The 15,094-nt window shown below is 42.9% G+C and carries 11 protein-coding genes; 5 read left to right on the top strand and 6 right to left on the bottom strand.

Features of this window, described 5'->3' with window-relative positions:
- Positions 1-179: 179 nt before the first annotated feature.
- The 4 genes from ACE1OE_RS15205 to ACE1OE_RS15190 form a co-directional block, all read right to left on the bottom strand.
- Entirely contained in the window at positions 180-842 is a 663-nt protein-coding gene (locus tag ACE1OE_RS15205) for a hypothetical protein (protein WP_102467785.1), read from the bottom strand.
- Positions 843-1,020: 178 nt separating this feature from the next.
- Positions 1,021-3,018: a carboxy terminal-processing peptidase gene (prc, locus tag ACE1OE_RS15200; protein WP_449211555.1), complete on the bottom strand. Its 1,998-nt coding sequence runs from the start codon at positions 3,016-3,018 to the stop codon at positions 1,021-1,023.
- Between the two features lie 17 nt (positions 3,019-3,035).
- The gene (gene proQ, locus ACE1OE_RS15195; RefSeq protein WP_102467787.1) at positions 3,036-3,668 is read right to left on the bottom strand and encodes an RNA chaperone ProQ; all 633 of its coding nucleotides are present in this window, start codon (positions 3,666-3,668) and stop codon (positions 3,036-3,038) included.
- Between the two features lie 98 nt (positions 3,669-3,766).
- Positions 3,767-4,240 carry a GAF domain-containing protein gene (locus tag ACE1OE_RS15190; RefSeq protein WP_102467788.1) on the bottom strand — a complete coding sequence of 158 codons (474 nt, stop codon included), beginning with the start codon at positions 4,238-4,240 and terminating at the stop codon, positions 3,767-3,769.
- Between the two features lie 81 nt (positions 4,241-4,321).
- On the opposite strand from ACE1OE_RS15190, the gene ACE1OE_RS15185 reads away from it, so the two are divergent.
- The 4 genes from ACE1OE_RS15185 (at position 4,322) to rsmF (ending at position 11,621) form a co-directional block, all read left to right on the top strand.
- On the top strand, positions 4,322-6,118 hold the full coding sequence (locus ACE1OE_RS15185; RefSeq protein WP_449211554.1) for an ABC transporter ATP-binding protein: 1,797 nt from the start codon (positions 4,322-4,324) through the stop codon (positions 6,116-6,118).
- Between the two features lie 44 nt (positions 6,119-6,162).
- Complete coding sequence (locus ACE1OE_RS15180) at positions 6,163-7,434, top strand: PqiA/YebS family transporter subunit (RefSeq protein WP_449211553.1); 1,272 nt, start codon at positions 6,163-6,165, stop codon at positions 7,432-7,434.
- Positions 7,427-10,063 (top strand): MlaD family protein, encoded by a 2,637-nt coding sequence (locus tag ACE1OE_RS15175; RefSeq protein ID WP_449211552.1) that lies wholly within the window; start codon positions 7,427-7,429, stop codon positions 10,061-10,063. The genes ACE1OE_RS15180 and ACE1OE_RS15175 overlap by 8 nt, the downstream gene beginning before the upstream one ends.
- Before the next feature lie 124 nt (positions 10,064-10,187).
- Complete coding sequence (gene rsmF, locus ACE1OE_RS15170; protein ID WP_449211551.1) at positions 10,188-11,621, top strand: 16S rRNA (cytosine(1407)-C(5))-methyltransferase RsmF; 1,434 nt, start codon at positions 10,188-10,190, stop codon at positions 11,619-11,621.
- Between the two features lie 499 nt (positions 11,622-12,120).
- Here the strand turns inward: rsmF and ACE1OE_RS15165 are convergent, their stop codons facing one another.
- Positions 12,121-12,975, bottom strand: coding sequence for a CvfB family protein (locus ACE1OE_RS15165; RefSeq protein ID WP_102467793.1), 855 nt, complete (start codon positions 12,973-12,975; stop codon positions 12,121-12,123).
- Between the two features lie 111 nt (positions 12,976-13,086).
- Between ACE1OE_RS15165 and ACE1OE_RS15160 the strand changes: the two genes are divergently transcribed.
- Positions 13,087-14,436: a hypothetical protein gene (locus tag ACE1OE_RS15160; protein ID WP_372062739.1), complete on the top strand. Its 1,350-nt coding sequence runs from the start codon at positions 13,087-13,089 to the stop codon at positions 14,434-14,436.
- A gap of 39 nt (positions 14,437-14,475) precedes the next feature.
- Here the strand turns inward: ACE1OE_RS15160 and ACE1OE_RS15155 are convergent, their stop codons facing one another.
- On the bottom strand, positions 14,476-14,967 hold the full coding sequence (locus ACE1OE_RS15155; RefSeq protein ID WP_102467795.1) for a PaaI family thioesterase: 492 nt from the start codon (positions 14,965-14,967) through the stop codon (positions 14,476-14,478).
- Positions 14,968-15,094 lie beyond the last annotated feature (127 nt).

Here is a 15,094-nt window from a genome sequence, read left to right as displayed (position 1 = left end):
AGATACAAATTGATTATACCCCCATGTATCAATTGATTGCAGGATAGAAACGAAAAAAACGCCAATTAACATTGGCGCTTTGAGATAGATTTGAATGAAGGTTTTATTGGTACCTATATCAACTGCAGTGACAGTATGGTGCTTCGCGAGTGAAGTCGACTAATCCGTAATCCGTAAAATTATCGGATTCTATTTAATACCGCAAACATATCACCGTCTTCCACTTCCAACGTTAATTCATCCTGGTTAAGTGTATAAGTCGCATCATGTTCACCATCTTGATACAACAAAACAATATGGTCATCTTCTGTATAATACACACCGCTATGAATGGCTTCATTACCTTCATTAGAACTTACACGAAATGTGAAAACAAAGTCTGGTTGCAGAACCAAATCCATTCTTGCAATATCACTTGCATGTTTGTCATCGCCGGTCACGGTGGTCGAAGACCAAATACCAGCAAGTGCATTCGGTAGCGCTTTAGTGAATACCACTCCGTTCAAATTTAACATGTGATGATTACCATCATATTTGTAAACTTGAGGTTCGTCGCTATTAAGTCCCAAAATAATCGTGTCTTCGTTTGCGGTGAACAGTCCTTCCCAGTGTTCGATACTGTAGTCTTGCTTCTGAATATCAATATTGAAGGAATAATTAGAATTAAGTGATAGCTTTATCGCCAAAAAGGCATCGGGCGATTCTTCGGGACTGGGGTTAATCAGGTACCAATCACCGAGTAAAAACGGTTGGTCAAACTGGGTTAAATCATTGTTGTCTTTACGCGTATCTGATATTGCTCCAAACGACACGACACATAAAATCAGTGTAATCCATCTCATATGCTTCCCCTTTTCTGTTCATATAAGACTAGGTGTTCAACGAGAGAAAGCGAATTTTTTTGATCTAAATCACAATTTTTGTTGTGATGTATCAGCTTTGAGATTGAAAATTCGAATAGCAGGTACAAAAAAAGCGAGCCCTTATTAAGCTCGCTTTTCAAATAACACGGTAAAGTCGTTACTTATTGATCATGTCAACCATGATTGCAACAGCCTCGTCGAGGTAGGCATCAGGGACTTCGTAATCTTTCGGCACATCATCTAACGTGGCAAATGGCTTTTCACCGGCCGCTTTTTGACGAGCGTTAATACGATCGAGTCTTCTGACATCGTTATCATCACTTTCAGCTTTTCTCGTTGCTTCATTGAGTGATAACGTTTTGTCATCCTTTTCAGCATTATATTTGGCAATATCTTCAGCAATGAAACCAAATTCCATGTCTGAATCAACACGTGCTTTATGCTTCAAGGTCAACGCCGCAATCATCTCGTCGTTACGTTGTAACATGTCATATTTTGCAGGTTCAATACTATCCCAAGGCAGTGCATTGTCCTCTACGCTCTCACCAGTTTCTGCAGGATCAATTGGTGTTGGGAATGCAATATCAGGTACTACACCTTTATTTTGCGTACTTCCACCATTAATACGATAAAACTTTTGAATCGTGTATTGAACATAGCCAAGTTCTTTATCAAACAAATCATAAATATGATTTAACGAGCGATGTTGCTGAACGGTACCTTTACCAAACGAGTTCTCACCTAAAATAATCGCACGGCCATAATCTTGAAGAGCGGCGGCAAAAATTTCAGATGCTGATGCGCTATATCGATTCACCAAGATGGTTAAAGGTCCGTCGTAGCTAACTTTGCCATCTGTATCGCTATTAACATTGACGCGGCCATAGCTATCTCGAACTTGTACTGCTGGACCACTTTCAATAAATAAGCCCGTTAATGCCGTTGCTTCGGTAAGTGCGCCACCACCATTGTTGCGTAAATCAACAATGATACCGTCAACACCCTCTTCTTTAAGTTCGGTAATTAACTTATCGGTGTCTTTTGAAAGGCCAACGTAATAGCTAGGTACTTCCAGCACACCAATTTTCTTACCGTTCTGTTCAAAGACTTCCGATTTAACCGCTCGGTCTTCTAGGCGAATTTTATCACGCGTAATTTCAACGACTTGTGCTTTAGCATCTTTGCCCTCAGACAAAACTTGCAACTTAACTTTTGTTCCTTTCGGTCCTTTGATCAGTTGCACTACATCATCAAGTCGCCACCCAATTACATCGACAATTTCTTTGCCATCTTGACCGACGCCAATAATCTTATCGCCTTCGCCAAGTTGTTTACTCTTTGACGCAGGTCCACCAGCAACAAGAGAACGAATTATGGTGTAATCGTCCGTTAGTTGCAGTACCGCCCCGATACCTTCAAGAGACAAATTCATTTCTGATTGAAATTGTTCGGCAGAACGTGGCGATAAATAACTGGTATGAGGATCTACTTCACGCGCGAAAGCGTTCATGTATATTTGAAATGCATCTTCGTTATGAGATTGCGTGATACGCTTGATGGCATTGTTATAACGCTTACCCAACGTTTCTTTAATCTCGTCCCAATCTTTACCTGCTAGTTTAAGATTCAGAGCATCGTATTTAACACGTTTACGCCACAATTCATTAAGCTCATCTTCGCTCTTAGCCCAGTTGGCTTCGGAACGATCTAGCTCAATGCTCTCATCAACATCAAACTTCATTTCTTTGTCTAACAAAGACAAGGCATAAACAAAACGTTCGTATCGTTTTTGCATAGAAAGATTGTAGACATCGAATGCAACTTGATTATTTCCAGCCTTCAATTGATCGTCAAGCTGGGTTGACCAAGCATCAAAGCCGTCGATATCTGATTGAGTGAAAATATTGCGGTTGTAGTCGAGCATCTCTAAATATCGATTAAAAATAGCCTTAGAGAATTCGTCATCTAGCGTAAAATGCTTGTAGTGAGAGCGTGTAAAACGAGACGTAACTCGCTTACTGGCAGTTTCATGTTGTGCTTCTGGGGCCAGTTTTGGAATATCAGATTCCTGATACTTAGCCTCCAGAGCGTGAGCTGACGATACAGCTAGCCATAGGCTAGCTGTAATCAAAGATACTTTTGAACGGCACTTCATGCGTAGGAGTTTCTCCTTTAAGCGCGCAAATGCTCCGCTTTAACAACCATTTGTAGGCCATTGACTAGCTGAACACGCACATCTTCCTTATTGATTTCAACAATGGTCGCAGCCATGTTCCCTTTACCCATGTTTACGTTTACGTCTTTGCCTACGATCATTTCATCTGCATTCAAAGCACGCGTTTCAACTGGCGTGTTTACTTTTGCGTTCTTGTTCGTGTTAGTTTGTGGCTTGCGAGCCTGTGGTTTCTTCGCTTTAGGCTGCTTAGCTTTCGCTTCTTCACGTGCCTTTTGAGCTTGTTCTTTACGTCGAGTAGCAACTTTAGCTTTGCTTTCAGCAAGTGTAGCTTGTGCATGCTCAACATGCTCTGCTTCTAATTCGCCACAAGCGTTACCGTCTAAATCAACTCGTGCGGCACCCGGTTTAACACCGTGTAGATAACGCCAAGAAGAAGTGTATTGTCTTAACGCGGCACGCAGCTGAGTTTTACTAACTTTCTCATCGTCTTTCAAGCGTTCAGCAAGATCTTGAAAGATACCAATTTTAAGCGGTTTCGCTTCACCTTCTACAGTAAAGCATTTAGGGAAACATTCAGCAATATACGCAATAATTTCTTTGCTGTTCTTCAACTTCTCAGTGTTTTCCATGTGGGTTCCTGGTTAATGCGGTTTTCCGCGAAGCATTAAGAAAAATATTCTTGGTATTATAGAGACCTGCTTTAGAAAAACCACTGGCAAATGTGATTTTAAACCACGTTTGTATGGGAATTGAGCACCTTTTCTATAGATCTCATGAACTTTGTTAGTCCAATCTCGTCAATTTCCGAAAATCGATTAATAGTTGGGCTATCAATATCCAATACTCCTACTACTTCGCCATCCACGCTAAACGGAATAACAATCTCAGAGTTGCTCGCTGCATCACAAGCGATATGCCCTTCAAATTCATGAACGTCAGAAATGCGCTGCACAGTATTCGTCGCAATCGCCGTTCCGCAAACGCCACGACCTACTGGGATGCGCACACAAGCGGGTTTTCCTTGAAACGGCCCCAACACAAGTTCACCTTGATTCATGAGATAGAAGCCAACCCAGTTGAGATCGTCTAACTCCATGTTCAGAAGTGCACTAATATTAGAAAGGTTAGCAATAAAATCGGTTTCAGACTCTATCAGTCCAATCGCTTGCCTACCTAGGCGCTCGTAGTTTTCTAAATTCATGATTTTTCCATTAATAATACTTTGCTTTTATTTTAATAAACGTACAATGCCCCGACCTAAATAGGACTCATTCTCATAAATATGATCAGTACGAAAGATACTATTAGCCGCTCTTGGTTGATAACACAAGTAAAAACTCATAAGTCTCGACTTATCGGTGCGAATTTAATCGCAATCATCGCCACGTTAATCAGTGTTCCTATCCCATTACTCATGCCACTGATGGTCGATGAAGTTCTCCTTGAGCAACCAGGTATCGGACTCGATTACATGAATCGGCTCCTCCCAACTAACCTTGAAACCCCTATCGGCTATATTACGCTTACCTTAATTCTCGTCGTTCTAATGCGAGCCTTTAGCCAGGCATTTAACATTTTACAAAGCCGGCAGTTCACACTGGTCTCTAAAACGATTACCTACAAAATTCGTTGTCAGATGATAGACAAACTTGGGCGAATCAGCATTCGGCAATATGAGACACGAGGAAGTGGCGGGATAAATGCGCATCTAATTACTGATATCGAGACAATTGACCAATTTATTGGCTCAACATTAAGTAAGTTTTTAGTGAGTTTTTTGACGGTCATTGGCACCGCGATTGTTTTGCTATGGCTTGACTGGCGACTAGGTTTATTCATTTTATTAGTCAATCCTGTGGTGATCTATTTTTCACGAAAACTCGGTGGAATGGTAAAACACCTTAAAAAACGTGAAAACCAAGCATTCGAAGGCTTTCAGAATCGCTTGGTAGAGACTCTTGATGGGATTTATCAGCTAAGAGCTGCGAACCGCGAGCGGGAGTTTTTACAAGAGCTGAAACAACAGGCCGATCAAATTAGAGTCAACGCCGACAAATATGCCTGGCAATCTGAAGCTGCGAGTCGAGTCTCCTTTCTCTTATTTCTCATTGGGTTTGAGCTATTTCGCGCCGTCGCGATGGTCATGGTTTTGTTTAGCGACCTGACTATCGGACAGATTTTTGCCGTATTCGGCTATTTGTGGTTTATGCTTGGTCCTGTTCAAGAATTGTTAGGCATCCAGTTTTCTTGGTACAGCGCTAAAGCGGCATTAACACGCATCAACTCTTTGCTCGCATTGGATGAAGAACCAAGGACGGTAAGTAAGCTCAATCCATTTAACGATGGTAAACAGGTCGATGTGTCCATCGAAAACGTGAGCTTTAGCTACGATGACGATAAAAACGTACTAAGTAACCTAACCTTGCACATCCCTGCTGGAAAAAAAGTCGCATTAGTCGGTGCCAGCGGCGGAGGGAAGTCTACGCTCATACAGTTACTGATTGGTGTCTATAATCAACAACAAGGCATCATTAATTATAATGGTTCTGACACGAGAGACGTCGGCTTTGACATAATTAGAGATAAAATTGCTGTTGTTTTACAGCAACCTATACTATTCAATGACAGCATGAGGCATAATCTGACACTTGGTCGTCACTATAATGACGCGGCAATATGGAACGCATTAGACGTTGCTCAGTTACAAGACGTCACCGATAAGCTTGTTGATGGGTTAAATACCCAAATTGGTCGCAACGGTATCCGCTTATCTGGCGGGCAGCGACAGCGTTTAGCGATCGCTCGAATGATACTCAGTGATCCACAATTTGTCATTTTAGACGAAGCGACATCGGCGCTGGATACGGCAACAGAGGCCTCATTACACTTTGCCTTAAGTACATTTTTGAAAAATAGAACGACGTTGATCGTGGCACATCGATTATCTGCCGTAAAACAAGCGGATTTAATCTATGTGTTAGAAGATGGACAAGTGAGTCAAACAGGCACTCACATCGAATTAGTAGAGCAACAAGGTCTATATCAAACGCTTTATGGCTCGGTACAATCAGCTAGTTAATCGTGACGAGAAGAACGCATCGTGCACGGATATTGGAGTTTACGATGCGCACTTCACCTGAAATAGTCGAAGAAAATGAAAGTAAAAACATAAGGTTATGCCAATGTTGTGAGCTTCCTGTGGCTATTATTGACTTAGACAAAGGCTACAGTGCAGATTGCCCACGTTGTGGAACCCAACTTTACCGAAGTGAACACCACTCCATCAACGGCAACCTAGCCATTGCTATCACCTGTTTACTGCTCTTTATTCCTTCACATTTCTTTGATTTCATTACTATCCGACTTGTCGGCGTGATGATCCAAGGAACCTTGATGGATGGAGTTTGGGCTCTCAGTCAAGAAGGCTACTCTGGCTTGGCGCTACTGACACTCTTCTGCCACACCATTGCGCCTGTTGCAATGTGCAGCGCGGTACTGACAACCCATCTCGCTATTCGTTATAGATGGTTCACTACATTAAAGTGGTCACTTTCCATATTGTCACACAGTAAGCATTGGATGATGCTCGACGTGTTCCTAATCAGCGTCGCCATTTCATGCTTCAAATTACAAGATTATTCTGACATTTACATTGGTCATGCGCTCTACAGCTTGGTTCTATTACAAGGACTCAGCGTATTATTAGTTTGTAGGCTCAGTGTTCGACGATATTGGGATGCGTGGAAACCCGAATCGTCTTATAAAAAGATGAAAAAAGAAATTCATTGCCATAGCTGTCACCTATCCCAGGCCGAAGGAAAACAGTGTTTACGCTGTAAGGCGACACTGCATCACAGAAAGCCCTATTCACTTCAAAAAACATGGGCATACTTGATCGCGGCAACGATAGCGATTTTACCCGCTAATTTAATCCCTATTTCAATCCTAATTACCAATGGACAGCGTCTAGAAGACACTATCTTTTCCGGTGTGGCTTCATTAATTACTAATGATATGTTGGGTATTGCGATCATCATTTTTGTCGCCAGTATTGTCGTACCTGTTGCTAAAATACTAGGCTTGGGGTATTTGCTTTTTTGCATTCAGTTTGATGCAGCACAAAACCATCGTTTCGAAATGACGGTGTATCGTATTATTAAGTGGATTGGTAAATGGTCGATGACAGATCTCTTCGTCATCTCAATTATGCTGACCTTGGTTGACCGAGGTCAGATTCTTAACTTTACACCGGGCTTTGGCGCGGTGGCGTTTGGTATTGTTGTAATTTTCACCATGTTTGCAGCAGAGAGTCTCGACCCTCGCTTGCTTTGGGACAAACAAACAACACCATCTCCTGCATTAGACACTAAGACGAGTATTAGCGGTAATGAGTAACGAGAATAAGCAACCTATGTCGTTTAACCCTGAGGTGAAGAAAGATCGTCGAATTTCGCCGCTTTGGATTCTACCTATCTTGACGCTTGCGTTGGCAGGTTGGCTCCTCGCCAAAGCTGTTCATGATTCAGGTCAACGTGTTCAAATTTATTTCTCAGACGCCCAAGGCTTAATTGCGGGTCGCACGACCATACGATATCAAGGCCTAGAGGTGGGTATGGTGCGTGATATCAATTTATCCAGTGACCTAAGCAACATCTATGTTGATGCCGATATTTACCCTGAAGCCACAAAACTACTTGGAGAAGATACCAAGTTCTGGCTGGTGAAGCCTTCAGCATCGCTCTCGGGGATCTCAGGTTTAGATGCGCTAGTATCAGGTAATTATGTTTCTATTTATCCTGCTACAGAAACGAGTAGCTCTAAGAGCAAGTTTCAAGCCTTAGATAGCGCACCTGCTGAGCTTGCCGCCAATCAAGGCCTGACCGTGACGTTAAACGCTCGTGATTTAGGGGGCATATCCGTTGGCTCCAAAATTGTCTACAAAAAAATCCCGATTGGCGAAGTATACAGCTTCAAGCTCGATGACAATGCGGAAAGCGTGCTGATTAAAGCATCGATTGAACAACAATTTAGTCACATCATTACCAATAAGAGTCGTTTTTGGAATGTCAGTGGTATTGGTGCAAATGTTGGGTTTCAAGGCGTTGATATCCGTTTAGAAAGCCTCAGTGCTATCCTGTCAGGTGCCATCGCCGTTGACTCTCCTGATGGCGGAGAACCCGTCGTTAAAGGTACACCATTTAAACTCTATAAGGATTTAAAAACAGCCGGTCGTGGTATCCCAATATCCATCACGCTGCCTGACAACAGCAATTTGAAAGCCAATGGCTCGCCGATCGTTTATCGCGGACTTGAGATAGGCCAGATTAATAATCTAGCACTCAATGCAGAACGAGATTCGATTGTTGCGTCCGCCTCTATTGAACCAGCATTCAGTGACATGTTAAACCAAGGCACCTTGTTCTTGCTTGAAGAAGCGAAAGTGTCGTTGTCTGGGGTGGAAAATTTATCCAACCTAATCACCGGCAACTTTTTAACACTTGTGCCCGGCACTGGCGATAAAGCTCGTCAGTTTGACGCCATAAAACAAGAAGAGTTTGACCGAGTCAAAGCCAAGTCCATTTCAATTCGTCTTTTGTCAGAAAATTCATTTGGACTCGAGCCCGGCAGTAGCGTGTTGTATCGAGGCATTCCGGTTGGCTCTTTAACATCCGTTGAGTTGGTTGATGACCAAGTTGCAATGGACATTGCGGTAGATATCGAATACAAAAACCTCATTCGCACTCAAAACCGTTTCTACGTCACTGGCAGCGCAACGGCAGAACTGACTAAAGCGGGTCTCAATGTTACCGTGCCGCCAGCGAAACAGTTATTGACAGGCTCCATCAGCTTTGTAAGTGAAGGCAAAGCAACAGACCGCGTCGAGTTTCCCCTGTTCCAAACAAAGTCGTTAGCTGAGCTCGCAAAACACAATCAATCTGGATCAATGAAGCTCGGGTTATTTGCTAATGAATTACCTCCCATTCAAGAAGGCAGCCCTATCCTGTATCGAAATATGCAAGTGGGCAGTGTTACCGACTTCTCTCTTGTAGATGGAGGCGTATACATCAACACGTCGATAGACAATAGATATAAGCACCTTATCACACCGCAAACCGTATTTTGGAATCGCTCTGGAATCGAAGTTGAGGCCTCTTTAGCTGGAGTAAGTGTCAAAGCTGCACCACTAAAAACCTTAATCGACGGAGGCATAGCATTTGACTCAATGCCGGGTATTGAAAACAAAACGGGCAAAAATTGGAAACTCTACCAAGATTTCAATCACGCGAGAAAATTCGGCTCTTCTGTTCAGCTTGTTACCACCACTGCCGATCAACAAATCGCCAAAGGAATGCCGATTAAGTATCAGGGCGTCAAAGTAGGTGAAGTCATGCTCACCGTACCCGACTTCACTCGCGAACGAGTCGAGGTTGTCGCGCGTATTCTTCCTGAATATGTTGATAAACTGACTAACTCGGGTGCTTACTTTTGGTTAGTCAAACCAGAGATTGGTTTGAGCGGCGTCAAAAACCTCAATGCATTAGTCTCACAGTATATTGCCGTTGAGCCAGGTGAAGGTTCCAAACAAAAGCAGTTTAAACTCTTTGATTTCCCTAAAGTAGAAAATGGTGTTGAATTTACCTTACAAAGCGAGAATCGTGGCTCAGTGAAGGAAGGAACCCCTATCCTGTATCGTGATATCGAGATCGGGCGAATCACGATGGTAGAGCTAGGGCCATTCGCTGACCGTGTCATCTCTACATTCCAAGTGCTACCCGATTATGCTTATCTTGTTCGTGCAAACAGCGTTTTTTGGAATGTATCCGGTGTTGATGTACAAATCGGACTCTCAGGCGCGAGTATTAAAGCAGGAACCGTAGATAGTTTAGTACGTGGTGGTGTCACATTTTCAACACCTGAAGGCTCCGAGCTTCAACCTAGAGCGAGCGAGGGACAAAGCTTTTATTTAAACGAAACGGGCGATCCTAAATGGAAAGCATGGCGCACTGCCATCCCTGCTCCCTAGCACGAGTTATTGGTCATCTATTGCATTCGTTTCATTTATAAGCCCGCAAATGCGGGCTTTCATTTTCTGTTCCGGCCGCTTCAGGGTATAATTTCCAAAACACTTTGAGCTAGCAGGCCTTATTTTGCATCCTAACGTCTATATTCCTGACGCCTTTTTGAAACATATTGAATCTCACCTACCGTCTCACCTAACCATGGATGACCTAGTGTCAGCCTGTCAAAGGCCATTGCGAAAAAGCATTCGTGTCAACACCTTAAAATTGTCGATCGAGGCATTTAAACAACGAGCTCAAGACAATGGTTGGAGCTTGCAACCTATCCCGTGGTGCAGCCAAGGGTTTTGGATTGATGCAGATGAAACCCATGTCCCTTTAGGCAATACCGCTGAGCATATGGCGGGGCTGTTTTATATCCAAGAAGCCAGTTCAATGCTGCCGCCAAGTGCTCTTTTCCACTCGACACTGGGATCTGAAACACAGCCATTTGAAACTGTCTTAGACATGGCCGCGGCACCTGGGTCAAAAACAACCCAAATTGCCGCACTCATGAATAATGATGGCATACTCGTCGCTAACGAATACGCATCGAGTCGTGTCAAAGTATTGCATGCCAACATTGAACGCTGCGGTGTCAAAAATGCCGCACTGAGCAACTATGACGCCCGCGTATTTGGCGGATGGTTACCCGAGCGCTTTGACGCCATTTTATTAGATGCTCCTTGCTCGGGCGAAGGCACCATCAGAAAAGATGTCGATGCGATGAAAAACTGGAGCCTAGATTCGACTCTAGAAATCGCGGCGACGCAAAAAGATCTCATTGAGAGCGCTTTTCACGCCTTGAAAGTCGGTGGTACCTTGGTTTATTCAACCTGCGCCCTTAGCCAAGAAGAAAATCAACAAGTTATGTTTCACCTCAAAGAGTGCGCCGGTGACGCGGTCGAGTTTGAATCGCTGGGAAATCTATTTGCAGACGCACAACTTGCATTAACGAATGAAGGCTTCTTACATGTTTTTCCGCAAATTTATGACAGCGAAGGCTTTTTCATCGCTAAAATAAAAAAAGTGGCATCAATAACCCCACCAGTGGTTAAAAAGCGCCTTGGCAAGTTTCCGTTTCAAAAGTTATCCTCAAAAGATACCGAAGATGTCACAGTGTCACTTAATAAAACGCTTTCCGTCGACTTCCCACAAGGCAGCCAACTTTGGAAGCGTGACAATGATATATGGTTGTTCCCTACCGCATTAGAACCATTATTAACTGAGTTTCGATTTTCTCGTATGGGGATTAAGGTCGCGGAACAGCATAAAAAAGGCTATCGATGGCAACATCAAGTCGCAACGTGCTTAGCGAACAGCAGTTCTCAAACTATCGCTGTTAATAAGGCCGATGCACGCGAATGGTATATGGGGCGAGATATTCGTCCTGAGGGTCTGTCCGGTACAGGCGAAACCTTTGTCAGTTATCACGGCATAGTGATCGGATTAGGTAAATGGGTCGGCAACAGGATCAAGAACGGACTGCCTAGGGAGTTAGTACGAGATAAAAATCTATTCTAACCCAACGACATAGCGATTTAGGATGGTTTAAACGGCCATCCTAATCGCTTTTTTGTTGTTCTGTACTACACTTTAAAAGTTATTAACGCAGAGTGGTGAATTGATTTTCCGTTTGAAGCACTTGGCAAAATACGCATCAAACCTAGCTCTGGTAAGGCTGCGTTCGTTTGAAACGTACAGCCGTTTGTAGAAACCTTACCCTTGTAACCCAAAGCTCTTGTACAAAGTAAATCGCTCGTTTGAAACGTATATTTGAAACAGTTAGCGTAGGCTCTCCATGAGCCATTCCCCTAGGCCCAAATCAGGATCAGTTTTGGGCCTCTTTTTGTCCATTTATACTGACTTTGTGTTTTTTTCGTGTTTGTAACAGAGCATCGAGTAAGGCACTTCTCATTTCACTGGGCCAACCAAATGAAATAGTCCGCCCCTGCCTACTCTAGTTTAGAAGGGTGTTGTCTTTATTGACTGACTTAACCCATTCAACACCATCGCAATCAAATTAAGCCGAAGCATCTTCGTCAGTGACTAAGCGAATGCCTTCTTTATCAATGGTGATTTTCCCTTGCTTAAACAAACCGCCAATCGTTTTCTTAAACGTACCTTTACTGGTTTTAAAGGTCGTAAAAATAGCCTCAGGGGTCGACTTATCGCTCAGAGGCAAAAAGCCACCTTTCTTTTCAAGAAGGCTCATAATGCTTTCACTTAAATCGTCCATTTTGGCTACGCCAATTTTTTGCAATCTAAGGTCAATTTTTCCGTCTTCGCGAACTTGTTTAATAAAGCCTTTGAGTCGTTTACCTACGAACAACTTACCAAATACATCTGATTGGAAAATCATTCCCCAGTGTTCACCGTTAACAATCGCTTTGTAACCCAGCTCGCTACGTTCAGCAATGATAAGGTCAACTTGCTGGTTGGTACTATAAACAGCAGGCACGTTATCAAGCCATTTGTTGAACTTAGTCGTTCCCACAATACGCCCCGACGCTTTATCGGTATACACATAAACAAGAATACTTTGGCCGACAACTAAGCGACCACGTTGTTCGCTGAAAGGAATCAATAGGTCTTTTTCTTTAATACCCCAACTCGCAAAAGCACCAACACTGTTGACACCTTCAACCGTCATGACACCCCATTCACCGACTTGGGCGATAGGTTTAGCTGTTGTTGCAGCGATCTGGTTATCTGAATCAAAGTAGAGAAAAACGTCTAGCGTGTCGCCAATGCTTACTCCTTCTGGAGCGTATTTCTTTGTTAGCAAAATTGAACCATAATCTTTGCCGTCCAGAAACCATCCAAAATCGGCTTCTTTTGTCACTTCAAGTTGGTTAATTTGACCTACATTTATCATTCTGTTTATCTCTACTGGGATTATTCGAGGATTATACCTAACTCGCTTTAAGATGCTAGTTTCCACGTGTTCTGATATGCTTATCGGTATCAATTTAAAGGGAGAAGTTGTTTGGTCACCGTCGACAAGCAAGATGCCATTACGTTAAAGATTGCTCACGCTATGGCAAATACGAAAACATTGGATCTTGATATTTTTCTGTTCATTCCAGGAGAGCTTGATTTAGAATCCCATCAAGTGTCCGAATCAGACTTCTACCATAATTCCATCACACAAAAACGTACGTACTTTAGTACCGAGACGCTGCTGCCTCTCATTCACTCAAGACTGGCAAAACGTGGTCGTTTATCAAACACACAATATCGTGTCAGCTTGAGTCTTTTTGCTTATCAATATGTATTCGCACTGGACAGCGCGGTTTCGCTATTAATAGACTCATCAAAAGAAGAAGTCACCGCCGACGAAATCGATGAATTAATTGAGCTCGCCATTGATATTCTAAGGAAAATGCGACGTGCAGTTCCGTATGAAGAAAGCCTCAAACGGTATTACGCGAATATAGACAATTACCTTTCTTGGTACACGGGACAAAAATTTTTGTCTTTGGTGGTCACTTTACCAAATAGTAAGTCTTATACACCGCTTAAAGAACGCCTAATAACCATTGTTGAAAAAGAACAGGCTCACCGTAACCTCAACGATTACAATTCAGAACAGGTTCGTCGTGATTCAACCCGGTTAAGCAATAAAATGCGATTGCTCCGACGCTTGATTGAACACCCTATTGTGTTACAAGAAAAGCTCACCTCAATGGGGCATAACACTATGCGTGTTATCAAAGGTTCCGCTACCGGACTTGTGATGTTGTTTGTCACCACCGCAGTGATTCTTGCTCGAGATTATCTGGGCGAAATTACCGCATCTTTCATTCTGGTTCTTTCCGTTATTTATGCACTTCGTGAGGTGTTTAAAGATGATTTACGGGATATTTTGTGGCGTTGGATAAAACGAGGAAAGCCTAAGTGGCGAAGACGTTATATCGACCCTACCACTAAAAAAGAAGTGGGAAGAAAGATTGAATGGCTCGATTTCATTTCATTTGACCGGTTACCTGATCGCATCAAACAGATTCGAAAAAAGCGTGTCGTACAGAGAGAAGAAAAAATTCTCCATTATCGTACCCACACCACCATGGCCACATCCAAATTCACCAGCGGTTATGACCAAACTCGAGAGGTCATTAACATTAACTTTCGAACACTTACTCGTCTCATGGATAAGAGCAACAATCGCTTCTTTAGGTTGCAGGATGGCCAAGTGGTTAAAGAGTCATTGGAAAAACGTCATCTCCTTAACTTAATCATTAAGGAGAATAACTATGACAGTGAACCACTATATTATCGTTGGAAGATTATTCTTAATCGGTCCAAAATTGTCGATATAGAAAAAATCCCTCTCTAGGGTATTTATCGGGTTCTCACCGACAAATAATAAAACGACTTAATGCAGCGGCTTTTTTGTCACTTTCTTTAGTGATAACACTAATGAAAACTCGGCCATTGGTTCATCCCCATGCAGGGATGGACAAATGGCTGTAATCTTAACAGGACGATTCACCCTCTCTCCTGTCGCTAATGTTTCATCGAGCATTTCATCAATCAACAATCCGTCATCGCAAACAAAATGAACGTCAGATTCCGGTCGCCTCAAAAACTTACCCTCGACCTCTTTAAAGGCTAATGAGACCTTCTGACCCCGTTGCTGAGCTTTGTTCATGGCCATATATCCGCCCGCTACATCGGCACCTACCGCAAGTACTCCAAAATACATACTGTTCAAATGGTTTTTGGTTCTGCGCTTCAACGGAATTTTTATCTCAACGCGATGCTCATCCAATTGCAGGATTTTAGGACGACATAGCCAAATAAACGGAACCTTAAAAAAACCAAACGTACTCAGGTAGAGATTTGCTTTGCGAAGTGGTGACAACATTTTCTTTTTCCTTAATAAGAAAACTCATCAGACCAGTAAACTAAAAAGCGCAGTGGATGTCAAAGGAATGTTAAATCACAACATACTAATAATAAACCCGGCTCTGCTGGCCGGGCTTATTATTCGT

Source organism: Vibrio sp. E150_011 (assembly GCF_053544015.1).
Note: the sequence above shows the minus strand (reverse complement) of the source record. Positions and strands in the feature narration are given on the sequence as shown.